Annotated in this window: 29 protein-coding genes and 1 pseudogene; 13 read left to right on the top strand and 17 right to left on the bottom strand. The window is 65.8% G+C overall.

Annotation, left to right across the window (positions count from 1 at the left end; all coding sequences use genetic code 11):
- The first annotated feature begins 5 nt into the window (after positions 1-5).
- Positions 6-746 carry an SDR family NAD(P)-dependent oxidoreductase gene (locus tag P9A16_RS10145; protein ID WP_023516730.1) on the top strand — a complete coding sequence of 247 codons (741 nt, stop codon included), beginning with the start codon at positions 6-8 and terminating at the stop codon, positions 744-746.
- A gap of 69 nt (positions 747-815) precedes the next feature.
- Here the strand turns inward: P9A16_RS10145 and P9A16_RS10140 are convergent, their stop codons facing one another.
- From P9A16_RS10140 to P9A16_RS10120, 5 genes are all read right to left on the bottom strand, one after another.
- Positions 816-1,853, bottom strand: a complete 1,038-nt coding sequence (locus tag P9A16_RS10140) for an HlyD family secretion protein (protein ID WP_023512612.1) — start codon at positions 1,851-1,853, stop codon at positions 816-818.
- A 5-nt stretch (positions 1,854-1,858) separates the two neighbouring features.
- Positions 1,859-3,433 carry an MFS transporter gene (locus tag P9A16_RS10135; RefSeq protein ID WP_037409299.1) on the bottom strand — a complete coding sequence of 525 codons (1,575 nt, stop codon included), beginning with the start codon at positions 3,431-3,433 and terminating at the stop codon, positions 1,859-1,861.
- A gap of 107 nt (positions 3,434-3,540) precedes the next feature.
- Entirely contained in the window at positions 3,541-3,996 is a 456-nt protein-coding gene (locus P9A16_RS10130; protein ID WP_023512610.1) for a MarR family winged helix-turn-helix transcriptional regulator, read from the bottom strand.
- 133 nt (positions 3,997-4,129) lie between these two features.
- Positions 4,130-4,981 (bottom strand): CDP-diacylglycerol--serine O-phosphatidyltransferase, encoded by an 852-nt coding sequence (gene pssA / locus P9A16_RS10125; protein ID WP_023512609.1) that lies wholly within the window; start codon positions 4,979-4,981, stop codon positions 4,130-4,132.
- A gap of 94 nt (positions 4,982-5,075) precedes the next feature.
- Positions 5,076-5,774, bottom strand: a complete 699-nt coding sequence (locus tag P9A16_RS10120; protein ID WP_023512608.1) for a phosphatidylserine decarboxylase — start codon at positions 5,772-5,774, stop codon at positions 5,076-5,078.
- A 275-nt stretch (positions 5,775-6,049) separates the two neighbouring features.
- Here P9A16_RS10120 and P9A16_RS10115 point away from each other — a divergent pair, with 275 nt between their 5' ends.
- A complete protein-coding gene (locus tag P9A16_RS10115; RefSeq protein WP_023512607.1) occupies positions 6,050-6,697 on the top strand; it encodes a VOC family protein in 648 nt (215 codons plus the stop codon).
- Here the strand turns inward: P9A16_RS10115 and P9A16_RS10110 are convergent, their stop codons facing one another.
- Entirely contained in the window at positions 6,698-8,593 is a 1,896-nt protein-coding gene (locus tag P9A16_RS10110; RefSeq protein WP_037409308.1) for an ABCB family ABC transporter ATP-binding protein/permease, read from the bottom strand.
- Between the two features lie 1,383 nt (positions 8,594-9,976).
- Positions 9,977-11,146 (bottom strand): annotated as a pseudogene (locus P9A16_RS35775) (peptidoglycan-binding protein LysM); the annotation flags it as partial.
- Positions 11,147-11,305: 159 nt separating this feature from the next.
- Here P9A16_RS35775 and P9A16_RS10100 point away from each other — a divergent pair.
- Positions 11,306-11,926, top strand: a complete 621-nt coding sequence (locus P9A16_RS10100) for a TIGR00730 family Rossman fold protein (RefSeq protein ID WP_037409306.1) — start codon at positions 11,306-11,308, stop codon at positions 11,924-11,926.
- A 27-nt stretch (positions 11,927-11,953) separates the two neighbouring features.
- Here P9A16_RS10100 and P9A16_RS10095 read toward each other — a convergent pair whose 3' ends face one another.
- From P9A16_RS10095 to cysS, 8 genes are all read right to left on the bottom strand, one after another.
- Positions 11,954-12,472 carry a GNAT family N-acetyltransferase gene (locus P9A16_RS10095; RefSeq protein ID WP_023513247.1) on the bottom strand — a complete coding sequence of 173 codons (519 nt, stop codon included), beginning with the start codon at positions 12,470-12,472 and terminating at the stop codon, positions 11,954-11,956.
- Between the two features lie 3 nt (positions 12,473-12,475).
- Complete coding sequence (gene rarD, locus P9A16_RS10090) at positions 12,476-13,420, bottom strand: EamA family transporter RarD (protein WP_023513246.1); 945 nt, start codon at positions 13,418-13,420, stop codon at positions 12,476-12,478.
- A gap of 110 nt (positions 13,421-13,530) precedes the next feature.
- Complete coding sequence (gene cimA, locus P9A16_RS10085; protein WP_278025655.1) at positions 13,531-15,147, bottom strand: citramalate synthase; 1,617 nt, start codon at positions 15,145-15,147, stop codon at positions 13,531-13,533.
- 181 nt (positions 15,148-15,328) lie between these two features.
- On the bottom strand, positions 15,329-16,288 hold the full coding sequence (gene pip, locus P9A16_RS10080) for a prolyl aminopeptidase (RefSeq protein ID WP_023513244.1): 960 nt from the start codon (positions 16,286-16,288) through the stop codon (positions 15,329-15,331).
- Positions 16,285-16,767 (bottom strand): GFA family protein, encoded by a 483-nt coding sequence (locus P9A16_RS10075; RefSeq protein ID WP_023513243.1) that lies wholly within the window; start codon positions 16,765-16,767, stop codon positions 16,285-16,287. The genes pip and P9A16_RS10075 overlap by 4 nt, the downstream gene beginning before the upstream one ends.
- Before the next feature lie 126 nt (positions 16,768-16,893).
- A complete protein-coding gene (locus tag P9A16_RS10070; RefSeq protein WP_023513241.1) occupies positions 16,894-17,391 on the bottom strand; it encodes a GFA family protein in 498 nt (165 codons plus the stop codon).
- The gene (locus P9A16_RS10065; RefSeq protein ID WP_037409296.1) at positions 17,388-17,885 is read right to left on the bottom strand and encodes a GFA family protein; all 498 of its coding nucleotides are present in this window, start codon (positions 17,883-17,885) and stop codon (positions 17,388-17,390) included. The genes P9A16_RS10070 and P9A16_RS10065 overlap by 4 nt, the downstream gene beginning before the upstream one ends.
- On the bottom strand, positions 17,867-19,300 hold the full coding sequence (gene cysS, locus P9A16_RS10060) for a cysteine--tRNA ligase (RefSeq protein ID WP_023513239.1): 1,434 nt from the start codon (positions 19,298-19,300) through the stop codon (positions 17,867-17,869). Before cysS ends, P9A16_RS10065 begins: the two co-directional genes overlap by 19 nt.
- A 304-nt stretch (positions 19,301-19,604) precedes the next feature.
- Between cysS and P9A16_RS10055 the strand changes: the two genes are divergently transcribed.
- Together P9A16_RS10055 and P9A16_RS10050 are read left to right on the top strand one after the other, a co-directional pair.
- Positions 19,605-19,730 (top strand): hypothetical protein, encoded by a 126-nt coding sequence (locus P9A16_RS10055; RefSeq protein WP_023513238.1) that lies wholly within the window; start codon positions 19,605-19,607, stop codon positions 19,728-19,730.
- Positions 19,731-19,905: 175 nt separating this feature from the next.
- On the top strand, positions 19,906-20,088 hold the full coding sequence (locus P9A16_RS10050; RefSeq protein WP_023513237.1) for a hypothetical protein: 183 nt from the start codon (positions 19,906-19,908) through the stop codon (positions 20,086-20,088).
- Between the two features lie 31 nt (positions 20,089-20,119).
- On the opposite strand, the gene P9A16_RS10045 is transcribed toward P9A16_RS10050, so the two are convergent.
- Positions 20,120-20,899, bottom strand: coding sequence for an SOS response-associated peptidase (locus tag P9A16_RS10045; protein WP_023513236.1), 780 nt, complete (start codon positions 20,897-20,899; stop codon positions 20,120-20,122).
- A gap of 60 nt (positions 20,900-20,959) precedes the next feature.
- Between P9A16_RS10045 and P9A16_RS10040 the strand changes: the two genes are divergently transcribed.
- The 4 genes from P9A16_RS10040 (at position 20,960) to P9A16_RS10025 (ending at position 22,974) form a co-directional block, all read left to right on the top strand.
- Positions 20,960-21,394, top strand: a complete 435-nt coding sequence (locus P9A16_RS10040) for an NUDIX hydrolase (RefSeq protein WP_023513235.1) — start codon at positions 20,960-20,962, stop codon at positions 21,392-21,394.
- A complete protein-coding gene (locus P9A16_RS10035; RefSeq protein WP_023513234.1) occupies positions 21,391-21,813 on the top strand; it encodes a TIGR02301 family protein in 423 nt (140 codons plus the stop codon). Before P9A16_RS10040 ends, P9A16_RS10035 begins: the two co-directional genes overlap by 4 nt.
- A 92-nt stretch (positions 21,814-21,905) precedes the next feature.
- Complete coding sequence (locus tag P9A16_RS10030; protein WP_037409294.1) at positions 21,906-22,175, top strand: hypothetical protein; 270 nt, start codon at positions 21,906-21,908, stop codon at positions 22,173-22,175.
- 16 nt (positions 22,176-22,191) lie between these two features.
- Positions 22,192-22,974 carry a hypothetical protein gene (locus tag P9A16_RS10025; RefSeq protein WP_023517134.1) on the top strand — a complete coding sequence of 261 codons (783 nt, stop codon included), beginning with the start codon at positions 22,192-22,194 and terminating at the stop codon, positions 22,972-22,974.
- A gap of 3 nt (positions 22,975-22,977) precedes the next feature.
- Here P9A16_RS10025 and P9A16_RS10020 read toward each other — a convergent pair whose 3' ends face one another.
- The gene (locus P9A16_RS10020) at positions 22,978-23,586 is read right to left on the bottom strand and encodes a nucleotidyltransferase domain-containing protein (protein ID WP_292067527.1); all 609 of its coding nucleotides are present in this window, start codon (positions 23,584-23,586) and stop codon (positions 22,978-22,980) included.
- A 167-nt stretch (positions 23,587-23,753) separates the two neighbouring features.
- Here P9A16_RS10020 and ygfZ point away from each other — a divergent pair, with 167 nt between their 5' ends.
- The 4 genes from ygfZ to P9A16_RS10000 are packed head-to-tail and all read left to right on the top strand — an operon-like array spanning position 23,754 to position 26,732.
- Positions 23,754-24,599: a CAF17-like 4Fe-4S cluster assembly/insertion protein YgfZ gene (gene ygfZ / locus P9A16_RS10015; RefSeq protein ID WP_023517137.1), complete on the top strand. Its 846-nt coding sequence runs from the start codon at positions 23,754-23,756 to the stop codon at positions 24,597-24,599.
- Positions 24,596-25,225, top strand: a complete 630-nt coding sequence (locus P9A16_RS10010) for a YfbR-like 5'-deoxynucleotidase (RefSeq protein ID WP_024271435.1) — start codon at positions 24,596-24,598, stop codon at positions 25,223-25,225. Before ygfZ ends, P9A16_RS10010 begins: the two co-directional genes overlap by 4 nt.
- A 2-nt stretch (positions 25,226-25,227) precedes the next feature.
- A complete protein-coding gene (locus tag P9A16_RS10005) occupies positions 25,228-25,761 on the top strand; it encodes a tyrosine phosphatase family protein (protein ID WP_023517447.1) in 534 nt (177 codons plus the stop codon).
- A complete protein-coding gene (locus P9A16_RS10000; protein WP_024271434.1) occupies positions 25,758-26,732 on the top strand; it encodes an NUDIX hydrolase in 975 nt (324 codons plus the stop codon). Before P9A16_RS10005 ends, P9A16_RS10000 begins: the two co-directional genes overlap by 4 nt.
- Positions 26,733-26,777: the final 45 nt, after the last annotated feature.

Here is a 26,777-nt window from a genome sequence, read left to right as displayed (position 1 = left end):
ATAGTATGAGCATCGACCTGAAAGGCCGCCTCGCGCTGGTCACCGGCGCGTCGCGCGGTATCGGCTATTTCACCGCCCTCGAACTCGCAAAGGCCGGCGCGCATGTCATCGCCTGCGCCCGCACGATCGGTGGCCTCGAAGAACTGGACGATGCCATCAAGGCCGCCGGCGGCGCGGCAACGCTGGTGCCCTTCGACCTCGCCGACATGCCGGCGATCGACAAGCTCGGCGGCTCGATCTTCGAGCGCTGGGGCAAGCTGGACATTCTCGTCGCGAACGCCGGCGTGCTCGGCACGATCTCGCCGATCGGCCATATCGAAGCGAAGGTGTTCGACAAGGTGATGGCGATCAACGTCACCGCCACCTGGCGGCTGATCCGCTCGCTTGAGCCGCTGCTCCTGAAATCGGATGCCGGCCGCGCCGTCATCCTCTCGTCCAGCGCCGCACACAAATGCAAGCCCTTCTGGGGCCCCTACTCGGCCTCCAAGGCCGCTGTGGAGGCGCTGGCGCGCACCTGGGCCGGCGAGACGCAGCGCACCGCCCTGCGCATCACCTCGCTCGACCCCGGCGCCACCCGCACCGCCATGCGCGCACAGGCCATCCCCGGCGAGGACCCTTCGACCCTGCAGCATCCCTCGGAGGTCGCCAAGGTCATCCTGTCGCTCGTCGCACCCGACTATGCCGAAACGGGCAAGCTCTTCGACATGCGCCAGGGGCGTTTGCTGGACTATCGCCTGCCGGAGTGATCCGGTTCGGGCTGAACACCCCCTCTGCCCGGCAGGGCAGAGGGGGTGTTCAGCCCGCCAAGCCCATCCCTACTCCCCCACCACCGTCTTCACCACCACCGAAAGCCCCGGTGCGAGGCGCTTCGCCATGTCCTGCCCCTGGTCGATGCTGATGCGCACGGGCACGCGTTGGGCGATCTTTGTAAAATTGCCGGTGGCGTTGTCGGGCTTGATCACGCTGAACTCCGAGCCGGCGGCAGGCGAGAAGCGCTCGACATGGCCGGTCAGCGTCGCGTGCTTCAGCGCATCGACGCTGACCTCGACCTTCTGGCCGGGCTGGATATAGGCGAGCTGGGTTTCCTTGAAGTTGGCGATGACCCAGGTGTCATGCGGCACGACGGCCATCAGCTGTGTGCCGGCGGCGACATACTGGCCGAGCTTGACGCCCACCTCGCCCACGGCACCGTCACGCGGGGCGGTGATGACCGTGTTGGAAAGATCGATCCTGGCGAGCTCCACCGAGGCCTCCGCACCCGCCACCGCGGCGCGCAGGGAATCACGGCCGACGATGATCGTCTGCAGGTCCTGCCGGGAGACTTCAAGATTCGCCTGCGCCTGCGCAATGGACGCTTCCGCCTGGTCAAGCGTGGTGCGGCTCTGCTCGCGATCGCTCTGGGTGGCGATGCCCTTGTTCGACAGCTCCTCGATGCGGTTCCAGTTCTCCTCCGCCCGGCGCTTGGCGTAGGTCGCGCTGTCGAGCGCCGCCTCGCTGGCGCCGATGCGCGCCTTGGCGGCGTTCTCCTGCTGCTCGGAATTGGCGAGCGCCGCCTTCTGGCTGGCGAGCGTGGCATTGGCCTGCTCGACCTTCTGGCGGAAGATGCGGTCGTCGAGCCGGGCGAGCACCGCGCCGACCTTGACCGTCTCGTAGTCCTTCACGGACACCTCGGTGACGTAGCCGGCGAGCTGCGGGCTGATCAGCGTCACGTAGCCGCGCACATAGGCATTGTCCGTCGTCTGGACGTCGCTGGCAAAGGGCGGCAGCTGCCAGGCGTAGAGCACTGCGCCGATGCCGGTCACGCCGAGGACGAGGGCGAGCGCCGTGGCGGTATTGCGGATGTAAGTCTTCATTTCGGTCAACCTTCAACGGCCGCCGGCTCGCCATTGCGAGCGCTGGCCTCTCTGATGCGGATGTAGAGCATGTGGATGGCGAGCGCCGCGGCGGCGCCGACGGCAAGCAGCGCGATGACGAGGAAGGCATCGTTGTGGGCGAGCACATTGGCCTCCCGCGTCACCTGTTGGCCGAGCAGCGCGACGCCCTCCGCCTTCAGCACGGCCGGATCGATGATCGTGCGGCCATAGGCGGCGGAAAGCTGCGCCACACGGCCGGCAACGAGCGGATCGGCAAGCGTCATCGCCTCGGCGAGGATGTTCGAGTGGAACTTCTCGCGCAGCGTGATGAAGGAGCCGAACAGCGCCGAGCCGGCAAGGCCGCCGAGGCTCTGCGTGACCAGGAAGACGACGATGAAGCTAAGGATGTATTGCGGCCCCTTGCGCAGCGCCAGCGTGAAACCGGAAGCAATGGCCGGCGGCAGGAACAGGCTGCCGCCGGCGGCGATCATCGCCTGGCTGACATACATCTGCTCCGGCCGCGTCAGGTTCGTCGCCCGGCTGTCGAGAAAGGCGCCGGCGCCGATCAAAAGCAGCGCCACCATATGGATACCCGGCTCCCGGCCGGGCTTCAGGATGGCCGCACAGAGAAGGCCGCCCGCGGCGGTGGCGAGCGCCACCATGCCGTAGAGCCCGGCCAGCTGATCGTTCTGCAGACCGGTGATCTGGAAGAAATTGCCGGCGACGGCGGTCTGTTCGGCCAGCATCAGCCGGAACAGCACCAGCACGGCGGCAAAGTGCAGCATCTCGCGGCTGAACAGCCAGCGCAGGTCGATCAACGGCCTTTCACGGTTAAGCTCGATGACGGCGGCGATGGTGAGCGCGCCGACCATGACAACGAGCAGGGTGCCGATCCAGGGGGCCTCCAGCCACCAATATTGCCGGCCGAGCACCAGCACGACGGCACCCGAGCCGAAACCGACGGCGATGAACAAGTAGCTGACGATATCGAGCTTCTCGATGACCTTTGCCCGCGGTGGCGGCGCCAGCGGCAGGAGATAGATCGCTGCGAAGGAGAGCATGGCAAGCGCCAGCTCGAAACGCAGCAGCGCCCGCACACCGCCGAGATCGATGAGCGCCGGCGAGATGAACCGGGTGAGCGGGGCGGCAAGACCGATATTGGTCAGCGCGAGCGAGATGCCGATCGTCAGCTTGCGCGCCGGGCTGAAGGCCTCCAGCATGTAGAGGAAGCCGAGCGAGGAAAGCGGTGCCGCCGCGATGCCGGCGAAGAAGCGCAGCACGAGGGCGGACTGCAGGTCCGTGATGAAGATATGCGCCACCGACACGAGGAGAAAGGCGGCGATGCCGAGTTCGGCGAAGGGGCGCAGGCCAAACTGGTTGCGGATCTTGATGAGCGCCAGCGAGAGCGAGGCGTTCGGCGCCATGTAGGCGGCCATCAGCCAGGTCGCCTCGGCAGCGGTGGCGCCGAATGGGCCCTGGAGCTGCGGGATGTTGGCGGCGACGAGGTTCAGGCCGAAGCCCTGCGTCATGGCGAGCAGGGTGGAGGCGATCATGTAGGCGGCAGCCCTTGGCGGCGCCATGGGCGGCGGCGGTGGCGGGGCGGCGGGTTTTTCCTCGGCCGGCTCCTGCGCCCCGGATCGCGGCGGCTCGCCCTCCCCTCCGCGCCCGTCGGCAGCGGGAACGGCGCTCATGCCTCGACGCACTCCCGACAGCTCTGCGCGATATTGTCGGACATGGCGGCGAACACCTTGACGGTGGTCGACATGTCCTGCGCCGAAATGCTCTTCAGCACGTCGGCGCGCAGCGAGCGGGCGAGCTCCAGCACCTCTCCGGCGACCTTGGCGCCGCGCGGCGTCATGGCGATCTGCTTGGCGCGGCGGTCGCCCTCCACCGACTGGCGCTGGATGAAACCCTGCTTCTCCATGCCGTCGAGCAGGCGCACGAGCGTCGGCGTCTCGATGTCGAGTTCGTCGGCGAGCTCACGCTGGTTGAGATTAACGCCACGGCCGAGGATCAGAAGTGCGCGGGCGCGGGGCAGCGTCAGCCCCCGCTCCTTCACACGGGCGTCGAACAAGGCGCGCATCTTGCGCTGCACGCGGGAAAGGTCGTCCAGGATACGCTCGCGCGGATCGGGTGTGTTCATCTCAGTAGTCCAAATACAATTAGCTTACTATCTATTTGATTGCTAGTTAATCGACCTGCAATAAAAAATCAAGCCCTGCCCACAGCATGTGGACAGGGCTTTCTGAAAATTCACATGGATGTGATGGGCGTTGCTACTGCCCGTCGGGATCCTCGGGGAACTCGCTGGCCCCCGGTGTCACTGGCGCCGTCCAGCCGCCATATTTACGCTGCCAGGAGCGGGCGCCGAACGGCAGGGTCGCCAGATAGGCGACGACCGTCACCACCATGGTTTCCCAGGTGAAGCTCATCAGCGTTGCGACATAGAGCACGACGAGCAGAATGCCCGGCAGCACGAGGTCACGACGGATGCGGCTGCCTTCCGACTTGCCGGACCAGACCGGCAGGCGGCTGACCAGCAGGAAGCCGATCAGCACGGTGTAGCCGGACGCGAGATAGGCAAAGAGCGGGCTCGGCGCGAGACCAAGGAAACCGAGATAGACCGGCAACAGCACCAGCATGGCGCCGGCCGGTGCCGGCACCCCGACAAAATATTCCGATTGCCACTTCGCCTTGGTCTCACGCTCGGCCATGACGTTGAAACGCGCCAGCCTGAGGCCGGCGGCGATAGCATAGATCAGCGCCGCGATCCAACCGAAGGAGCGCGCCTGGTCGAGGATGAAGACGTAGAGCACGAGTGCCGGCGCCACGCCGAAATTGACGATGTCGGCGAGCGAATCCATCTGGCCGCCGAACTTCGAGGTGGCCTTCAGGAGGCGCGCGATACGCCCATCGATGCCATCGAGGAAGGCGGCGAGCAGCACCATGCCGACGGCGAGCTCGTACCGGTTTTCGAAGGCGAGCCTGATACCGGTGAGACCCGCGCAGATGGCAAGCACCGTGATGAGGTTCGGGATGATGATGCGCAGCGGGATTTCCCGCAGGCGCGGACCGCGCGCTTCGTCGTTCGGTCCATTCGGCTCATAGGGCGGAAAGGGTGTGTCCATCGCTTTTCGCTTTGCTGTTTTCGGGCGGCAGGCAGAAAGGGTCGATGTTGCGAAACCCTGTTGGCGACTGCCTGTTGCCTCTCTTCTCGTTTCCTCAGCCGCGACGGCTGATGACCGGCCCCTTGGCCGAGCCGAATTCTGCCAGCACCGTCTCACCGGCGATCGCCGTCTGACCAACGCTGACGCGCGGCTGCACGCCTGCCGGAAGGAAGACGTCGAGGCGCGAGCCGAAGCGGATGAGGCCGAAGCGTTCGCCGGCCTCCAGGCTGTCGTTCATGTTGGTCCAGCACAGGATGCGGCGGGCGACGAGGCCGGCGATCTGCACGACGCCGATCGGCCCGTGCGCGCTCTCGATGACGAGGCCGTTGCGCTCGTTCTCCTGGCTCGCCTTGTCGAGATCGGCATTGAGGAATTTTCCCGCACGATAGGCGACGCGCGTGACGCGGCCACGCATCGGCGCGCGGTTCACATGGCAATTGAAGACGTTCATGAAGACCGAGATGCGCATCATCGGCTGGTCACCGAGTTCCAGTTCGGCCGGCGGCGTCACCATGGCGACGGCCGAGACGCGGCCATCGGCCGGGCTGATCACAAGATCGTCATCCTGCGGCGTCAGGCGCTCGGGATCGCGGAAGAAGTAGGCGCACCAGGCCGTGAGCACGAAGCCGATCCACATCAGCGGTTCCCAGGCTGCGCCGAGGAGCAGCGAGGCGACGAAGAAGCCGGCCACGAACTTCCAGCCCTCCCGATGAATCGGCACCAGGGTGCTGCGTATCGTATCGACCAAACTCATCTTCCGACATCTCCTGATGATTTCACGCCATCGACCTAGCGTGAAATGGCGATGGGGGCAATGCGGCGTGGCGATTAGCCCCCAGGCGCACGGCCCTCTCCGGTGCCCGACCCACCAGGTGCAAGTGCGGTTCTCAACCGTCCGATACCGTGCTTTCCCGCCCTGCGGTTGACAACCGCCGAGCGGTGCGGGCACACTTTCCGTGTTGCTGTAGGGCGCATCGGCGGGAGCCGAAGGGGCAATGCCCACCTACGACCGAAACCGTAGCAGCGCCCATGCCGAACATCGAAAACCTCCGCAAGCAGGCCAAGCAGTTCCTGCGCTGGCATCGTGAACGACACCATCCGGTGGCGGCGATCATCCGCGCCGGTCTGCCCGCTTTCCGGGATCTGACCGATCGGGAGGTGCTCGACGCCGCATTCTCGCTTGCCGATGCGCAGGCGCTCGTCGCCCGTCAGAACGGGTTTGCGGACTGGCAGGCGCTCAGAACAGGAGCCCCCATCATGAACAGCACGACCGAAAGCATGCAGCAAGGCCCGATCCTCAGCGGAGCGGAGCCGATCCTCTACGTCGCCGATTTCGCCGCCTCCCTCGCCTTCTTCACGGAAAAACTCGGCTTTGCCGTCGATTTCGCCTATGGCGACCCGCCATTCTACGGGGTCGTTGTGCGTGACCGGGCACGGCTCTGCCTGCGACTGGTGCACGAGCCCGTCTTCGTCGGAGACATCCGCCAACGGGAAGAACTGCTTTCGGCCTCGATCACGCTCGACAGCGCGGCGGAGATCAAGGCGCTTTTCCTCGGCTATCAGGCGGCCGGCGTCGCGTTCCACAAAACGCTCCGGACGGAGCCCTGGGGGGCGCGGACCTTCATCCTCCTCGATCCGGACGGCAACCTGATCCTCTTCGCCGCGCCGGGAGCGTGATCACTCCGCGGCGGGCGCACCGCGCACGACAATACCGAGCTCATCGCTTTCGCGCACCTGCTTCAGGCGCTCCTCGGCCTGCACGGCCTCGCGCTGGCGGTTCCACATGGAGGCGTAGAGGCCGTCGTCGCGCTGCATCAATTCGCCATGCGTGCCGCGCTCGGCAATGCCGCCGTCCTTCAGCACGATGATCTCGTCCGCCGCGATGACGGTGGAGAGGCGGTGTGCGATGACGAGCGTGGTGCGGTTCTTCGAGACGACGTCGAGTGCCGCCTGGATTTCCTGCTCCGTGCGGGTGTCGAGCGCCGAGGTCGCCTCGTCGAGAATGAGGATCGGCGGGCTCTTCAGGATGGTGCGGGCGATGGCGACGCGCTGCTTCTCACCGCCGGAGAGTTTCAGGCCACGCTCACCGACCATCGCCTTGAAGCCTTCCGGCAAGTGGCGGATGAAGGGGCCGATCTGCGCCGCCTCAGCGGCGGCGGTGACCTCCTCGTCGCTGGCGCCAGGTCGGCCGTAGCGGATGTTGTAAGCGATCGTGTCATTAAAGAGCACGGTATCCTGCGGCACCATGCCGATCACCGAGCGCAGGCTCTTCTGCGTGACATCGCGTACATCCTGCCCGTCGATGGTGATCGCGCCCTCCTGCACGTCGTAGAAACGATAGAGCAGCCGCGAAAGCGTCGACTTCCCTGCGCCGGACGGGCCGACGACGGCGACGGTCTTGCCGGCGGGAACATCGAAGGAGACGCCCTTGAGGATCGGCCGCGCCGGATCATAGGAAAAGTGCACGTCCCTGAAGGAGATCGCGCCGTCGGCGATGATGAGGTCCTTGGCACCGGGCTTGTCCTGTACCTCTTCCTCCACTTCGAGCAGATCGAACATCTGTTCGATATCCGTCAGGCCCTGGCGGATTTCGCGGTAGACGAAGCCGATGAAGTTGAGCGGGATGGCGAGCTGGATCAGCATGGCGTTGATGAAGACGAAATCGCCGACCGTCTGCTCGCCGCGCTGCACGGCAAGCGCCGACATCGCCATCATGACCGCCATGCCGACGCCGAAGATCAGCGCCTGACCGAAGTTGAGCCAGCCGAGCGAGGTCCAGACCTGGGTCGCCGCCTTCTCGTAGCGCGCCATGGACTGGTCGAAGCGGCGCGCCTCCATCTCCTCGTTGCCGAAATACTTGACCGTCTCGAAGTTGAGCAGCGAGTCGATCGCCTTGGTGTTGGCTTCGGTGTCGCTGTCGTTCATCGAGCGGCGGATCGAGATGCGCCAGTCGCTCGCACGCACCGTGAACCAGATGTAGAGACAGACAGTGACGGCCGTGACGAGAAGATACTGCAGCCCGTAACCCCACCAGAAGATGGCGGCGGTGAGCAGGAACTCGATGAAGGTCGGCACGCTGTTGAGGATCGTGAAGCGCACGATCGTCTCGATGCCCTTGGTGCCGCGCTCGATGACGCGCGACAGGCCGCCGGTGCGCCGCTCCAGATGGAAGCGCAGCGACAGGCGGTGCAGGTGCACGAAGGTGCGGTAGGCGAGCTGGCGCACGGCATATTGCCCGACGCTGGCAAACAGCGCGTCGCGCAGCTGGTTGAGGCCGGCCTGCAGGATGCGCGCACCGTTGTAGGCAAGCACCAGCATGACGGCGCCAAGCAGGAAGGTCGGCAGAAGCGAGACGGCATCCGCCTTGCCGTTCAGCGCATCCGTTGCCCACTTGAAGAAATAGGGCACCAGCAGCAGCACGATTTTCGAGGCGAGCAGGAAGACGGACGCCCAGACGACGCGCATCTTCAGGTCGGGCCGGTCGGAAGGCCACATATAGGGCCAGAGGTTCACCAGCGTGTGGAGGGGATTGCTGCTGTCGGCCGAAACCGTCTTTTTCGTCGTTCTCGCCACGCTGGCCTCCGCCGGGTCGCCGTCACGCCCCGGTCTTCGTTTCTTGCCGGACTTGCCGAATGAAAATGCGGCGCCCGGTAGGGGCGCCGCATCGGGGAGATAGGTCCTTGCCGGCCGCTTCGCAACGGCCGGCGGGAAATTGTCCTTGTGCAAGTCCGGCAAACTCCGCACTGCCGGACCTGCGAGGGATCAATTGCCGCGAACGCGCTTGCGGTGCAGCTCTTCCGCCTCCGCATCGCTTTCCACCGTCTTGTCCGGCACGCCGAAGACCTGGCCGGGGATGATGCGGTCCGGATCGGCGATCTGGTCCTCGTTGGCGAGGTAGATCGTCGTGTAGCGTACACCCTTGCCGTAGATGCGGCGGGAGATCTGCCAGAGCGTGTCGCCGCGGCGGATGATGACCGAGGTCTTGCTCTGCTGCAGCGGCGCCTGCTCGACCGTTTCCGGCTCCTCGGCAACCGCCTGTCCGCTGCCCGTTGCGGCGGCTTCGCCCGAGGTGGCGGTGCCGCTCTCGCTGCCGGTCGCAGCCGCGGTGCCGCCGGCCGTCGTGGTTTCCTCCGCCGGGCTCGCAGCGTCGGCAACCGGCGCACCGCCCACCGCTTCGCTGCCCGACGCAACGGCGTTGGCGGCGGCCGTCAGCGAGGGCATGCCTTCCAGCGCCACAAGCGCCTGCTGATAGGCCTCCTTGCCGGCGCCGGCCGGAACCGCGGCGAAGCGGTCGAGCGCGGTCGAGGCCCAGCCCTTCAGCTTTTCGATGGCCGCCGTCACATCCGCGGCCGTGCCCGCCGGGGGCGTGAAGCCGGTGATGCCCTTGAGGGCGCCTTCAAGCGCGGTGCGGGCGGTCTGGATTTCCGCCGACGTCGCATTGCGGCCGTCGGAGAACAGCGCAACGAACTGCTGCTGGAGCGCCGTCGCCTGGCCGGCCAGCGCCTCGATGGAGCTGTCCGCCGCGGCCGACGCCGCGCCGACCACGGCCTCCGCCTTCTCGATGGCCGGAGCCAGCGCATCGGCAACGGCCGTCTCGATCGAGCCGAGAGCACCGCCGACAGCGGCAGCGTCCTTCGGCAGGGCCTGGAGGCGGGCGAGCGCCGTGGCCGCAGCGGCCGAGGCCTTGGCGGCCATGTCGCGGGCCGCATCGCCCTCTTCCGGGCCGGGCTTGAACTCCGATAGCGACTTCAGCGCGATCTCCGTCGCGGACCGGGCAGCCGCCAGCTCCTCGACGGTCGGCAGGCGGCCATCGGCATAGAGGCCCTTGAGCAGCGCCAGCGCCTTGTCGGCCTCGGTGCGCAGCTTGTCGAACGTGCCGCCGCCGATGAGGCCGAGCGCCGGGGCGGTATCGCCGGTGGCATTCTCCTGCGCGACAACGGCGACCTGTTCGCCTTCCGGCCGATCGAACGGAACGGAAGCGCGGAATTCGACCTTGCTGCCATCCGGGCTCATCACGTCGGCGCGGACGGTGTGGCGGCCGACCGACAGGTCGATCGTGCCATCGGCCACGTAGCGGCCCTGATCATCCGCCTTCGCCTCGCCGACGAGCGTGTCGTCGGCATAGATACGCACAAGCGCACCCGGCTTGGCCGTGCCGGCAATGAACATGCGCTCGCCTTCCAGCTCGACGGCCGAAACACGGGCCTGGGGCTTGGCCGCCGTTTCCGTCGCCGCGCTGCCGGCTGCACCCGCCGTCTCCGTCGCAGCGGCCGTGGCGGTTTCGCCCGTGGCTGCCGCATTGCCGCCGCTCGTCCCGGCCGTTTCCGTCCCGGCAGGCTGTTCGCCCGCGGTGCCGGCTGCGCCTGCATCGGTGGCAGCGGCGGTTTCGCCGGCTGGCTGGTCGATGGTCTTTTCCGCGGTAGCGGCGGCCTTGTCCGCGGTGTCCGGCACCGTGATCAGGCGGCTCGCCTCGCCGGGCTTGGAGACCATGGCCAGGAGCTCGCCGCCGGCATCCTTCGGCACGGAGACGGTCGCCACCTCGTCCGAGGTCTTCGAGACGCCCTTGTCGTCCTTGGTGTTCAGGGTGAGCTGATAGTCGCCGGCCGAGAGCGGCTGATCGAAGACGGCCGCGAAATCGCCGGACGGGCCGATATCGGCCGTCGCGACGACGGTCTCGCCATTCTTGATCTCCAGCTTGGTGTTCGGCTGGCCGCGGCCGGCGATCACCGTCGAACCATCGGGCTCGACGCGCAGGAGATCGAAGGCAGGCGTGACCCAGCCGGCGGCCGGATCGGCCGGCGTCGTTTCCGCCTTGGCGACCTCCTGGGTCGCGGTCGCAGCCTCGCCTATCGTCGCATCGGCCGGCTTCTCGCTTCCGGCAGCAGAGCCCGTGCCGGTCGCTTCTCCACCCGTCGCTGCCTCGCCGGTTCCCGTCGTCGGACGGGCCTGCTTGCCCTCGGCCGTCGTGGTCTCGCCGCCGCCTTGCGTCGTCGTATTGGTAAGGCTCGCGACCGGGGTTTCGGCCGGCTTGTCCTTGTTCATGTTGGGCAGCACGAAGAAAACCATGAGCAGCGTTGCCGCCGCCAGCACGATCAAGGCCACCAGACCGGTCTTGTTCTTCATCATCAACTCTCTCTCTGTCCCGGTTTCCCGGGGGTCCCCTCCTGAAATTGCTATCGATTCCCAATGTTTTGCACAAGGTTCCCGGGACGTTCCGGAGCCGCCGCCCCGCGCTTTTTCGTCATTATCCTTGACGGGCTGCCAGCCGGGTGGCTGAATCCCGTCATGAGCGAACAAACCCTGCCGATTCGATCCGTCTGCGTCTACTGCGGCTCCCAGCCGGGCCGCGAAACCACCTATGTCTCCGCCGGGCGACGCCTCGGCAAGGCGATGGCCGAAAACCATCTCCGCCTCGTCTATGGCGGCGGCACGAAAGGCATCATGGGGGCGGTGGCCAGCGGCGTGCTCTCGCATGGCGGCCGCGTCACCGGCATCATACCGCAATTTCTCGTGGATATGGAGGCCACCCGCCATTCGCTCGGCCAGCTCTCCGAGCTGATCATCACGCCCGACATGCACGAGCGCAAACACAAGATGTTCGAGCGCGCCGACGCTTTCGTGGCGCTGCCGGGCGGCATCGGCACGCTGGAGGAGATCGTCGAGGTGATGACCTGGGCACAACTCGGCCGCCACCGCAAGCCAATGGTCTTCGCCAATATCGGCGGCTTCTGGGACCCGATGCTCAAGCTCATCCGCCACATGGCGGACGAAGGCTTCATCCACACGGCCCATCTCGTGCAGCCGATGGTGATCGACGAACCGGAAGAGATCGTCGCGGCGCTCGTTGACCATTGGGCCGGCCAGGTCGACCGCGAAGGCGAAGCCGACATCATCGCCAGGCTCTGATCTTCTCAAGAGAAACGGAAGCTCGCCTTACAGGCGGTCGAGTTCGTACCACACTTCGCCGTGCTCACTGCCCGCGATCGGATCGGGAAAATCGCCGGACACCGTCCGCGCATGCCTCATGCCGATCTTTTCCATGACGCGGCGCGAAGCCTGGTTCACGGTCATCGTCGTCGCCACGATCTTTTCGTATCCGGCGGTTTCAAAACCCCAGTCGACGAGAGCCTCCGCCCCCTCTGCGGCCAACCCCTGGCCCCAGTTCACGCGATGCAGGCGATAGCCGAGTTCAGCCAGCGTCTCGCTTTCCGGCCAGAGGCAGAACCAGCCGACAAAGACGCCATCGGCCGTCCGACGGGCTGTCCAGACATAGGGCTCCGTGCCGGTCGGCATCAGAAAGGTCGCGTTCGGCGCGACCGTCTCCCGATCGACGGCATATCCCCCGTTCAGAAAGCGCATCACCTCCGGATCACGCTCCAGATCGATGAAGTCCGCACGGTCGCCTGGCCGGCAAGGGCTGAGCGTCAGACGCGCCGTCTGCAAAACGGCCATCGTCTATTCCGCCGGCTTGAGCTCCATGGCCGCAAGACGCTTTGTCCGCGCCGTCCGTAGCATGGAGCTGGAATAGAGGAGAAGCGCGGCCCAGATGAAGGCGAAGGCGATGAGCTTCGTCGTGCCGAAAGGTTCGTTGAAGGCGAAGACGGCGATGAAGAAGATCATCGTCGGCGCGATGTACTGCATGATGCCGATGGTGGACAGGCGCAGCAGCTTGGCGCCATTGGCATAGATCATCAGCGGGATGGCAGTGACGACGCCGCAGGCGAGCAGCCAGAGAACATCGGCGGCACCGGTATCACCGAAATGGCCCTGCCCCGAGGATTCGAGCCAGAAAATATAGCCGAGCGCCGGCACGCTCAACAGCAGAACCTCCAGGAAGAAACCCTGATTCGGACCGATCGGCAGCGTCTTGCGGAAGAAGGCATAGAAGCCCCAGGAGATGCAGAGGCTGATGGACACCCACGGCAGCCCGCCGGCGTCGAAGGCAAGGATCCCCACCGCCAAGGCCGCAAGCCCGATCGCCAGAATCTGCGTCCGGTCGAGTTTTTCCTTCAGGAGGACGGCGCCGAGGAAGATCGAGAAAAGCGGGTTGATGTAATAACCGAGGGCCGTCTCGATGGCCCGGCCGGCGCCGATGGCCCAGACATAGATGCCCCAGTTGATGGTGATCAGCACCGCCGTCAGCGTCGCCATGGCGAGCATGCGCGGCGAGCGCAACGCCACCTTGATATCGGCGGTGCGGCCGAGCCAGATCAGCACCAGCCCGGCGAGCGGCACCGACCAGACGATCCGGTGCGCCACCACCTCGGCAGCGGGAATGTGGGCGACGGCCTTCATGAAGAAGGGCAGGAACCCCCAGAACACGTAGGCCGTCAAGGCGAAGGCGAAACCGCGCGGCGAATCGCCGGTTTCGGGGCCGCTGGTGGATTTAGCGTCGGCCATGGCGTGGTATCCCGTCATTTCATGGATTTTTCGACGGGATACTCCAAAGGAAGGTTATGCACCAATTCATTCCGGTGAAGGGACGATGAGCGGCGCTGAACCTCGCCCCGTTACTCCGCGGCCACCCGCCCCGCCTCCCCGCGGTTCTTCAGGAGCTTGTAGATGATGGAATCCATCAAGGCCTGGAAGGACGCGTCGATGATGTTGTCGGAAACCCCGACCGTCCACCAGCGCGCGCCGCTGGCATCGGTGGATTCGATCAGGACGCGGGTGATGGCCTCGGTGCCGCCGTTGAGGATACGCACCTTGTAATCCGCCAGCTCCAGGTCGGCGATCTCGGCCTGATACTTGCCAAGGTCCTTGCGCAGCGCGAGATCGAGCGCGTTGACCGGGCCGTGACCTTCGGCAACGGACATCATCGTCTCGCCATCAACGACGACGCGCACCACGGCCTCCGAGACGGTCTTGAGCTGGCCGTTGGCGTCGTAGCGGCGCTCCACCATCACGCGGAAGCTTTCGACGTGGAAAAACTCCGGCACCGTGCCGAGCGTGCGGTAGGCCAGCAGCGCGAAGCTCGCATCCGCGCCCTCATAGGCATACCCGGTCGCCTCGCGTTCCTTGACGATCTGGATGAGACGATCGAGCTTCGGGTCATCCTTGCTGACGGTGATGCCGCGCAGCTTGAGCGCATTGATGAAGTTCGCCTTGCCGCCCTGGTCGGACACCATGACCTTGCGCAGGTTGCCGACGCTTTCCGGCGTCACATGTTCGTAGGTGCGCGGGTCTTTCAGGAGCGCCGAGGCATGGATGCCGGCCTTGGTGGCGAAGGCGGAAGCCCCGACATAGGGCGCCTGATGGTCCGGCGAACGGTTCAGCAATTCGTCGAAGGTATGGGCAAGCTTGGTGAGGCCCGTCAGGTCCTCCGTGTCGATGCCGATCGAAAAGCGCGTCGCATAGGTCTCCTTCAGCGCCAGCGTCGGGATGAGCGTCACCAGATTGGCATTGCCGCAGCGCTCGCCGATGCCGTTCAGCGTACCCTGGATCTGGCGCACGCCGGCCTCGATGGCGGCGAGCGAATTGGCGACGGCCTGCCCCGTGTCGTTGTGGGCGTGGATGCCGAGATTGTCGCCGGGCACACCGGCGGCGATCACCGCCCGGACGATCGCCTGCACCTCCGACGGCTGCGTGCCGCCATTGGTGTCGCACAGCACCACCCAGCGGGCGCCGGAGGCATAGGCCGTGGCGGCACAGGCCAGCGCATAGGCCGGATTGGCCTTGTAGCCGTCGAAGAAATGCTCGCAGTCGACCATGGCTTCGCGACCGGAGGCGGCGACGGCCTTGACCGATTCGGCAATGCTCTCGAGGTTCTCCTCGTTGGAACAGCCGAGCGCCACGCGCACATGATAGTCCCAGCTCTTGGCGACAAGACAGATCGCGTCGCTCTTCGAGTCGAGAAGCGCGGCAAGGCCCGGATCGTTGGAGGCGGAAATGCCGGCGCGTTTCGTCATGCCGAAGGCGACGAATTTCGCACGGCCGGTGCGCTTCTTCGAGAAGAAAGCCGTATCCGTCGGGTTGGCCCCGGGATAGCCGCCCTCGACATAGTCCAGGCCGAACGCGTCCAGCATGCCGGCAATGGCGATCTTGTCCTCGACGGAAAAGTCGATGCCGGGCGTCTGCTGGCCGTCACGCAGCGTGGTGTCGAAAAGGTAGATACGGTCTTTTTTCATCTGTTCCCTCCCTGGGAACTCATTGAACACTTCAATCCGCCCCTCATCCGGCTGCCGCCACCCTCTCCCCGCAGGTGAGGAGAAGGAATATGCCGCGCCGAAAACCTCGAACCCGAATCCTGCATTCGACGGGCCCCCTCTCCCCGCATGCGGGCAGAGGGTTTGGGTGAGGGGCAGTCTCTCAAACTTTCCCCGCGAACTTGTCCGTCGCGTAGATCAGCCGGTCGAGAATGCCCGGCTCGGAATAGGCGTGGCCCGCCCCCTCAACGAGGTAGAATTCCGCCTCAGGCCACGCCTTGTGCAGGGCCCAGGCCTGTTTTGCCGGGCACGGCATGTCGTAGCGCCCGTGCACGATGAGGCCGGGAATGCCCTGCAGCTTGTGCGCGTCGCGCAGGAGCTGCCCCTCGTCCAGCCAGCCGGCATTGACGAAGAAGTGGTTCTCGATGCGGGCAAAGGCGTGGGCGAACTCGTCCTCGCCGAACTTGTCGCTCGTCGAGGGCTCCGGCAGCAACGTGATCGTCTCGCCTTCCCACAGGCTCCAGGCAAGCGCCGCGGCGATACGCGTCGCCTTGTCATCGCTCGTCAGGCGGCGGTGATAGGCATGCATCATCTCGTGCCGCTCTTCCGGGGGAATGGGCGCGATGAAACGCTCCCACTTGTCGGGGAACATTTCCGAGACGCCGAACTGGTAGTACCAGTCGAGCTCGCCCTTGGTGAGCATGTAGATGCCGCGCACCACGAGCTCGGAGACGCGCTCGGGATATTTTTCCGCATAGGCAAGCGCCAGCGTCGAGCCCCAGGAGCCGCCGAAGACCAGCCATTTTTCGGCGCCGGCCATTTTCCGCAGGCGTTCGATGTCGGCAACGAGATGCCAGGTCGTGTTGGCCTCCAGCTCCGCATGCGGCGTGGACTTGCCGCAACCGCGCTGGTCGAACAGCGTCACGTCGTAGAGGGCGGGATCGAACAGGCGGCGGTGGGCGGGCGAGAACCCGCCGCCGGGGCCGCCATGCAGGAACACCGCCGGCTTCGCACCGGGCGTTCCGGCGCGCTCCCAGTAGATGACATGCCCATCGCCGACGTCGAGATGGCCGGAGGCATAGGGTTCGATTTCGGGATAGAGGGTACGCAGGGTCTCGCTCATAATTTCATTCCGTGGGCAGGCCAGTTTTCGGTTTCGTGGTCGGGGTGCTGGAAGGAGATGATCTTCTCCTGCTGGCTGTAATAATCGGGGTCCTTGTGGGCGGGCGCGGAAAAGATCGCCTCGACCCAGGGAAGCCGTGCGTCGAAATTGACCTGGATCTGCGGCGCGAGGTCATCGCGCCTGTCGAAGGCGCCGATGGCGATCTCCAGCCCGCCGGGATGCTTGTAGGCCAGCGGCGTGCCGCATTGCTGGCAGAAGCCGCGGGCGATGTTGATCGAGGACTGGAAATAGGCCGGCTCGCCGCGCGGCCACTCCACCTCGCCCTCGACCGTGACGAGCGGGCCGAAAAAACCGCCGAACTGCTTCTGGCACATGCGGCAATGGCAGATCGACGGGCGGCCGAGCCCGCCCTTGATACGGAAACGCACGGCGCCGCACTGGCAGCCCCCGGTTCTTGTCTCTTCCTGTTCGACGCTCATGGCAGCTCCTTCAACGATAGGCGGAATAGACGACGACGGCGACCACCACGGCGGTGATCAGGATCAGCTTGCCGGCGATGAGATAGAGCCACTTGCGCGGAAAACCGAGCTCCGGCCGGGTCTCGGTCATGGAATGTCCTCCGGCGGCCAATGGTCCGTGTCATAGTCCGGGTGCTGGCGGTTGGAGGCGCGGACCACGATGTGCCGCGCCGCGCCGAACTCGCCGTCCTCGCTCTCGCTTTCCGGCAGTTTCGCCAGCTGCGCGAACCAGACGAGCCGCGATTCGACGCCCGCCTGAGCGACCGGGCGGACATCGTCGGGATCGTCGAGCGAGCCGAGTGTCACATTGATATGGTCGGCGGCGAGCGCGTCGTAGAACAGCGGCGTGCCGCAATCGCGGCAGAAACCGCGGCGCACGATCTCCGAGGACTGGAACCAGCCGGCCTCGCCGCGGGTCATGGTGAAACGGTCGCGTGGCGCATTGGCAAGCGGCAGGAAATAGTTGCCGGCCGCCTTCTGGCACATGCGGCAATGACACAGATGCGGATCGCCGAGTGTCCCTTCCACCCGATAGCGCACCGCGCCGCACTGGCACCCGCCGGTATAGATGCGGGAAATGCTCATGGCTTGCGCTCCGGCGGCCATGCGTCCGTGTCGTGGTCCGGATGCTGGTAGGAGACAAGGTCGGCGAGGAAGGACGCCGCCTCCTGGTCCGCCATTGTCTCTTCCCCCGGCAGGTCGCAAATCGCGTCCACATAGGGCAGCTTCGCCTCGACGCCCCACTGGATGCGCGGGGCGATCTCCGCCGGGTCGTCAAAAGCGGCGATGGTCAGCGCCACGCCGTCCGGCGCTTCATAGGTCAGCGGCGTGCCGCAATCGGCACAGAAGCCGCGATAGCCGTGGTTCGACGACTGGAAGCGCTTCGGCTCTCCCCGCGTCCAGGTCAGCTTGGCCTGCCGCACGGAGACCAGCGGCAGATAGAAATTGCCGCTCGCCTTCTGGCACATGCGGCAATGACAGACCGACGCATCGCCGAGCGCCCCTTCGACATGAAAGCGCACGGCACCGCACTGGCACCCGCCGGTGTAGAAGGGGGTGGTCACCTTTTCACCTCCCATGTCGTCACGCGCTCGCCCGTCTGGGCGTCCTTGCCGTCCTTCAGCTGGACTCCCCTGGCGGCGAGGTCGTCGCGAATCTTGTCGGCTTCGGCGAAGTTCTTCGCCTTGAGCATTTCCAGGCGAAGTTGGATCAGCGTTTCGATGCTATCCTCGAGCGCCTTGGAGATCTCGGCCTTCTTCGGCAGGACGCCAAGAAGTTCGGCGCTGGCAGCGAAGACCGGCAGCATCAGCGGATCGGCATTGGCGCACTGGGCGAGCGCATGCAGCGCCTGCACGGCCGCGACGGTGTTGAGATCGTCGAAAAGCGGCGCACGCACGCTTTCATCCACCCGGCCCTCGGCCGGATTGCCACCGGCGGGCCATTTGGCAAGCAGGCGCTCCGCCTCTTCCAGCCGCTTGACGGAGAAGTCGATCGGTTCGCGGTAATGCGTCATCAGCATGGCGAGGCGCAGCACCTCGCCCGGCCACTTGCGGCCGCCGAACTTCTCCTCGTGCAAGAGTTCTGCGATCGTGAAGAAATTGCCCTCGGACTTCGACATCTTGCGGCCTTCGACCTGCAGGAAGCCGTTGTGCATCCAGACATTCGACATGACCGGCGTGCCATGCGCGCAGCGCGACTGGGCGATCTCGTTCTCGTGGTGCGGGAAGATGAGGTCGAGGCCGCCGCCATGGATGTCGAAGGTCTCGCCGAGATAGGCGGCAGACATGGCGGAGCACTCGATGTGCCAGCCCGGACGACCGCGGCCCCAGGGGCTTTCCCAGCCGGGCTCTTCCGGCGAGGAGAGCTTCCAGAGCACGAAATCGCCGGGGTTCTTCTTGTGCACGTCGACGGCGACGCGGGCGCCGGCCTGCTGTTCGTCGAGGTTGCGCTTGGAAAGCTGGCCGTAGTCGGCCATGGACTGCGTGTCGAACAGCACCTCGCCGCCCGCCTGATAGGCATGGCCGCGCTCGATGAGGCGTTCGATCAGCGTGATCATGTCGACCTTGCCGTCGCCGCGCGGCTGGACGAACTCCGTGGCGCGGGGCTCGTGCGTCGGCTCCATGGTGCCGAGCGCGGCGATATCCGCGTGGAACTGGTTCGCCGTCTTCTCCGTCACCCGGCGGATCGCCTCGTTGAGCGAAAGCGTGCCGTCGCCGATCTCCTTTCCGAAATCGCGCAGTGCCCGGGCGTTGATCTTGTCGTCGACGTCGGTGATGTTGCGGGCATAGGTGACGTGGTCTTCGCCGTAGACATGGCGCAGCAGGCGGTACAGCACATCAAAGACGATGACCGGCCGCGCATTGCCGATATGGGCGAAGTCGTAGACCGTCGGGCCGCAGACATACATGCGCACATTGTCGGGATCGATGGGAGCGAAGGGCTCCTTCGAGCGCGTGAGCGTGTTGTACAGCGTCAGGACCGGCTTTTCGGCCATAGAAATCTCCCCAAAAGGCGTAAACCCGGCTGGCCGGGTCGTTGTCATCCGGGGATTTTGAGGGACGAAAACGGCCGGGCCAGCGCGTGCGCTAGCGAATAATGCTCCGGCGAATGCAGAGTACCGTTTTCATGGCCTGCTTTATCGCGCCGTGCGGGCGTCCGGTCAAGCGGGCGCGGCCCGTTCCCGGACGAAATTCTCGCCAGGCCTCCTGTTCCCGCGGTGACACGGCCGCCCCTGCCCGCATGGGAAAAAGAAGGGGTGAGACCGGCAGTGCCCGCCGGCAAACCGAAGGGACAGCATCATGACGACCCGGAAGACAGAGACACGCCCCGAGACCGATCTTGCCAGCCGCTACAATCCGATCGGCATCCGCGCCGTCATCGCGGCCTTTCTGATGATCAAGGTGCGGCAGGTTCCGAGGAAATGAATGTTTGCGGCCGTCACAATAGTTGATCTCGAAAACCTGTGTTTTCAGTCGCTTGCCGCAGATCGATCAAAATTTGAGCAGAATTTGGCCGAATGGGTCGCGTAAATGCATAACGCATCGGGGGTAGCAACCGGGGGATCGAAACGGGGCTGCCTGACAATTCAGGAGAAAGACAATGTCGACCGCACGAAAACAGCCGCCGCAGAACCATGCGGCAAACGAAAACCTCCAGGCGCGCTACAAGCCGCTCGGCCTGCCCGCCGTCGTGGCCGCCACGCGCTGCAAGCCCGAGGCGAAGACAGAGGACAAGCGCTCCAAGCGCGATATTCCGGCCGTGCTCCAGCCGCTCTACGATTGAGCCGCTCCAAGGCGGCCTCGCCGGCGCGATTTCAGAACAGCGACAGCTGGTCGGACGGTGATGGGGGCGCTTCCGCGCCCTTTTTCTTTTCCGCCGGCGCTTCGTCGGCCCGCTCTTCCACCGGCTCCAGGATATCCGGCCCCATATTGGCGACCTTGCCCACCTTGTCGGAGACCGGGATCGCCTCGAAGAAACCGTCGTCGATCGGCTTCATCAGATCAGCCACCTCACGCGGCTCCTGCGTCTTGCAGTCGAGCCAGCGCGAAAAGTCCTGCCTGCGGATGACGACGGGCATGCGGTCGTGGATGCGGGCAATGTCGTTGTTGGCCGCGGTCGTCAGGATCGCGCCGGTGTCGACCTCCGAACCGTCGGCGGAAGACCACGTCTCCACCAGTCCGGCAAAGGCGAGAATCTCGCCCTTCTTCGGGCGGATCCAGTAGGCCTGCGCCTTGGCGCCCTTCCCTTCCGGCCGGCGCCATTCGAAAAAACCGGAGGCCGGCACGAGGACGCGGCGATGGCGCATGGCGGCGCGGAACGAGGCCTTGCCGATCGCCGTCTCGGCGCGCGCATTGATGAGCAGCGGAAAGTCGCGCGGGTCCTTCACCCAGCCGGGCATGAAACCCCAGCGCACCAGCATGGCCTTACGCTCCGGCAGGTTGCTGCCGGGCTCCTGCCTTTCCCCCGCGACGACGACCAGGATCGGCTGCGTCGGGGCGATGTTGTAGCGCTCGGTCAGGTCGTCCAGCTCGGCGAGATCGAGATAGTCGCGCGCAAGATCCCGCTTGGCCAGCAATGCAAATCGTCCACACATGGCATCGTCATCGCACTTTGCCTATAAGGGGTCAATCGAGCGCAACCGAACCGGACCGCGATGAAGAAATCCAAGACGCCCCAGCCCGCCTCCTCCGCCATCATCGAACGCGACGGGCGCTATCTCCTGGTCCTGCGCAGCAACCCGCCCTCGGCGGACATGTATGCCTTTCCCGGCGGGCGCGGCGAGCCGGGCGAGACGCCGGCCGAGACGGCGCTGCGCGAACTCTTCGAGGAAACCGGCATCAGCGCCGAAAAACCACTGCTTTTCGCGACCTACGACCTGCCCGGCCGGGAAGACGGCCCCGGCAGCCCGTCGTTCCGCCTCTCCGTCTTCAAGGTGAAGGCGGATGCCACGGCCATCGCCGTCGCCTCGGACGATGCGGCGGCCGTCGGTTGGTACACGGCCGGGGAGATCGAAAAGCTGCCGGCGCCGGACAGCGTGCGCGAATGCATCCGGCGCCTCGAGGCGGAACGCACGGGGCAGACCGCATGACGGTGATTCGGCTCGCCCTCCTTCTCACCCTGACGCTTTCCGCGCCCGCCTTCGCCCAGAAGGCAAAAGGTGACGCGAAGGAAACACCGCCCGCGGCGGCCATCGAGGAAAAGCCCGCACCCTATGACGAACGGCTGGAACGGCTCTCGGAAATCCTCGGCGCCGTGCACTACCTGCGCAATCTCTGCATGGACAAGCCGGAGGACGGCTGGCGGGCCTCGATGCAGCGCCTCATCGAGCTGGAAGCCGCTAACGAGCCGAAAAGACAGGAGAAACTGACCGCGGCATTCAACCGTGGATATCGTTCCTTTGCCGCCATCTATACCGCTTGCACCGACTCGGCTGTTGTCGCAGAAGAGAGATACCGTAACGAAGGTGCAACACTTGCCACAGAAATTACCGCACGCTTCGGAAATTAGCGGTTAATTAACCTCTTTTTACAGGACCCAGTGCCGTTTTGGGAAAAGGCTGCTAAGGTCGTTAACAGTCAAGTAAGAACTGAATGCCCCGCATGGACCGATCAATGGAACCTACTCTCAACGATATCGACGAGATGATCGTGCACGAGAAGATGCAGGCCGCTCTGGAATACCAGAACGAGGCCTGGGCCGACGGCATGGCTGATGGCATCGAACCGGAAATCATCGCCGATGCCGCCATCGCGCTCGCCATGCGCGAGACGATTCGCATTCACGGCGAACGTGGCGCGGAGGCGATGCTCGAATCGCTGCGCGAGCGCATGCTGGCTGGAGAATTCTCCCCCGAGCGCATCCTGCAATAGGCTGGAAAGACAAGTCATGCAGACGTCGCCTGACGGCAAAACGCTGTTTCGCAGCAGCCTCATCGTCTTGTCCGTGCTTTTCACGACGACGGCACTGGTGGCACCCGTCCGTCCCGCCTTTGCGCTCAGCGAGTTGAAGAACGAACAGGGTCAGGTGCCGCAGAAGCCGGCCGAGGACGGCCAGACGCCGCCCGTCGAGGAGGAGCAGGAAGAAACCGGCCCTCTCGAACTGCCGCTGCCCGATCCGCTGATTCGCCGTAACCAGGCGGTGACAGAACCCTCCGACGACGCGCCCGCCACCGACGACAAGGCTGACGACGAACCGGAGGTTCCGGTCGAGTTCTTCTCCGACATCGCCAAGGCGCCGGAACCCGTGCGCCGCATGCGCGAACTCATCGTTGAGGCTGCCGCCTCCGGCGATATCGAGCGCCTGCGCCCCCTGCTCGGCAAGGGCATGACGGAAACGCAGGTCTCCATCGTCGAGACCGACGAAGGGCCCGTCGAAACCCTCAAGGGCCAGTCGGGCGACGAGGAAGGCATCGAGGTTCTGGCGATCCTGCTCGACGTGCTGGCGACCGGCTTCGTGCATGTCGGCAAGGGCACCGCGGACGAAATGTATGTCTGGCCCTATTTCGCCGAAAAGTCGCTCGCCACGCTGACACCGCCGGAAAAGGTGGAGCTGCTGCGCATCGTCACCGCCGGCGACTTCGCCGACATGAAGGAATTCGGCAGCTACAATTTCTATCGCGTCGGCATCACGCCGGACGGCCAGTGGAAATTCTTCGTCACCGGCGACTGAGCCTTACAAGACCGCGCTCCAGGCATGATCCGGATAGGCCTGCGCGAGGCACGCCTGCAACCAGCACCTTTGCTTTGCGTCGAGCCGCGGCAACGCCTTGGCGAAATCCGCCTCGTCCTTGTCGCGCCGGTATTTTGCCTTGAACAGCAGGACGATCTCCGGCGCGAGATAGGCGATGCCACCGCCCGTCCTGCGCACGGCATCGGCGCGCGGCAGGCGGATCGACGGATCGCGCTTGTAGACCCAGGTCTCGGGCGTGCCGTCCTCCAGCATCATGTCGACACGCCAGCAGCCCGCCGCTACATCCTCGCACCAGACCTGCGCGATGCCTGAAGGCAGCATGTCCTCCGCGCCGAGCGGCTCGACATGGCCGTCGCCGACCGTATGGAGACGCAGGCCCGGCAAGGCTGCGCGGAAATCCGCAAAATCGGTGCGCAGAATGGTGAATTCGAGGTCGTCGTGCGGCCGCATCTGCTCCCCGTGCCAGAGATCGAGCGCCCAGCCGCCGACGATGCACCAGGGCCGTGTGACGCCGGCTAGCCGGTGGGCGAGCTCCTGCGGGTGCCAGGCGGCCCATGCATCGTGGGGAAGTGTCGGCGTTGCCGTCATCATGGATCACCTTTCTTCGCGCGGCGTCCTTCTCCGCCATCCGGACGTACAGCGCAAGGCGGCACGACCTTGCGAAAGGCGCCCGGCCGTTCTACCTCTGTTTCAACGGGTGCGATCATGCACCGCCCGCTGCCGCATGGTGCCGGCGGGCGCACAATCTGGATCGAATCATGCCTTCCGTCACACTTTCCGGCCGCGCCTTCCTCCGCATTTCCGGTGCCGATGCCGAGACCTTCCTGCAATCGCTCATCACCACCAACCTGCCCGACCTTGCGACCGGCGAGATTCGTCCCGGTGCCCTGCTGACGCCGCAGGGCAAGATTCTGTTCGACTTTCTAATATGCCGCGACGGCGACGGCGCCTTCCTGATCGAGACGACGGACGCACAGCGCGATGCACTCCTGAAGCGCCTGACCATGTACAAGCTGCGCGCCGCGGTCGACCTTGCAACCGTCGAGGGCGACACGGTGGCGATCGCCTGGGACGCGCCCGAGGCCGGCGCGCCGCAGGACGGCCGCTTCGCCAAGGCCGGCCTTCTCCTCTCGCGCCGCCCAGGCACCGGCGGCGACGACGACCCGGCGCTCTATGACGCCCTGCGCATCGGCACCGGCCTTGTCGAAGCCGGCCAGGACTATGCGCTCGGCGATGCCTTTCCGCACGATGTGCTGCTCGACCTCACCGGCGGCCTTTCCTTCCGCCAGGGCTGCTATGTCGGGCAGGAAGTCGTCTCCCGCATGCAGCACCGCGGCACCGCGCGCCGCCGTCCCGTCATCGTCAGCGCCGAGGCCGACCTTCCCGCGACCGGCACCGAGCTTCTGGCCGGCGGCAAGCCGATCGGCACGCTCGGCAGCGTGTCCGGCACGCGCGGCCTTGCCATCGTGCGCATCGACCGCGCGGCCGACGCCATGCATGGCGGCACGCCGATCACCGCCGACGGCATGCCTGTCACCGTCGCCCTGCCGCAATGGACGGGCCTTGCCTTCCCGCAGGAAACCGCCGAGGTGCCGGCGCAATGAGCGGAGCCGCCCGCGCCAAGACGGAACCCCGCGCCTGGCAGCGCATGCTGTCGGGCCGCCGCCTCGACCTGCTCAATCCGTCGCCGCTCGACATCGAGCTGTCCGACATCGCACACGGGCTTGCCCGCGTCGCGCGCTGGAACGGCCAGACCAACGGCGACCACGCCTTTTCGGTGGCGCAACATTCGCTTGTCGTCGAGGCGATCTTCCGCCAGCAGAACCGTTGCAATGCCGACGAGTGCCTGATGGCATTGCTGCACGATGCACCGGAATATGTGATCGGCGACATGATCTCGCCCTTCAAGGCGGTGGTCGGCGGCGGCTACAAGACGGTGGAGAAGCGGCTGGAGGCGGCCGTGCATTTGCGCTTCGGCCTGCCGTCCGCCACGCCCGCGAGCCTGAAGGCGAAGATCAAGAAGGCCGACCAGGTCGCCGCCTTCTTCGAGGCGACGGAGCTTGCCGGCTTCTCCCATGCCGAGGCGGTCAAGTTCTTCGGCGCGCCGCGCGGCATCACACTCGACATAATCGAGATCGCCCCGCTCACCGCGCCCCTTGCGCAGCAGCGCTTTGCGGATCGCTTCGAAGCGCTGGAACGGGAGCGCGGCCCGCTCGCCGCGGCGGTTTGACGATGGGCACGATCGTCGTCGCGCCCATCGGAAAGATCGCGGAGCTCGCCGTGCGGCACCGTTGCCGCGACATGCTGAGCCTCGTCGCACCGAAGCAGAGTTTCCACCGCCCGGCCGTCATCGCCGCCGATCGCCACCTGATCCTCGGTGTCAACGACATCGCCTTTGCCGGCACCGGCAACCTTGTCGCGCCCGGCGAAGAGCATGTGGCTGCGATCATCGGGTTCGCCCGCGGCTGGGACCGGCAGGCGCCGCTGCTTGTCCATTGCATGATGGGCGTTTCCCGCTCACCCGCCGCCGCGCTGATCGCCGCGCTCGCCGTGGAACCGGACCAGGACGAACACGAGCTTACCACCCGCCTTCGCCACGCCTCCGTGCAGGCGACGCCGAACGCCCGGCTGGTCGAAATCGGCGATCATGTGCTGTCGCGCGGCGGGCGGCTCGTCGCCGCCGTCAAGGCCATCGGCCGCGGGGCGGACTATGTCGGCGACAGCCCCTTCGCCTTTTCCGCAGCGCCGGAGACGGTTCAGCCATGACGGAGAGCCGCGTCCGTCCGCCCGTCGAGATCGGCCTCAACGCGGCGGTCGTCGCGATTTCCGGCCGCACCCCCTGTATCCTCGCCATCGGCGGCGGCGCGGGCGGCCGGGATGCCCTGCCCTTCGGCCCCTTCGATCCCCACCAGCACCGCACCTTCGAGACGAGCCTGCGCGCCAGCGTCGAGGCGCAGACCGCGCTGAAGCTCGGCTATATCGAACAGCTCTACACCTTCGGCGACCGCGGCCGCCAGAAGCTGCCGGACGAGGCCGGCACGCACATGGTCTCCGTCGGCTATATCGCGCTCACCCGTACAGATGCGGAGGCGAACGAGCGGCTGGCGGAAGCCGGCGCCGCCTGGCGCGACTGGTACACCTACCTTCCCTGGGAGGATTGGCGGCAGGGCCGGCCGGCCCTCATCGACCAGATCATTCTCCCCGCCCTGAAGGCCTTCGCTGCCGATACCACGCGCGAGGAGCGGGTAAGCGCCCTGCCTTCGATGCGCACGCGCCTGCGCCTCGCCTTCGGCCTCGACGATTTTCCCTGGGACGAGGAGCGCGTGCTGGAGCGCTACGAGCTGCTCTATGAAGCGGGCCTTGCCGAGGAGGCGGTGACGGACGGGCGCACCGGATCGTGCCATCCCGTGCCCGGCATCGCCATGCGCCACGACCACCGCCGGATTCTTGCGACCGCGATGGCGCGGCTGCGCGGCAAGATAAAATACCGTCCGGTGATCTTCGAGCTGATGGCGCCGGAATTCACGCTCACCGAATTGCAGGCGACGGTGGAGGCGATCTCCGGACGACACCTGCACAAGCAGAACTTCCGCCGCCTGGTCGAAGGTGCCGAGCTGGTCGAGGCGACCGGCGGCTCCACCGCCGCCACCGGCGGGCGCCCCGCCGCGCTCTTCCGCTTCCGCCGCCGCATTCTCGAGGAGCGCCCGGCCCCGGGGCTCAAGGTGGGCATGCGCTAAAGCATTTTGTTTCTTCCGCATTGCCCGACGCCGAAGCGGCCCCGC

Source organism: Shinella sp. 838, from assembly GCF_029623935.1.
In the GTDB taxonomy this organism is placed as follows: domain Bacteria; phylum Pseudomonadota; class Alphaproteobacteria; order Rhizobiales; family Rhizobiaceae; genus Shinella.
This window is presented reverse-complemented; position numbering and strand designations above follow the sequence as displayed.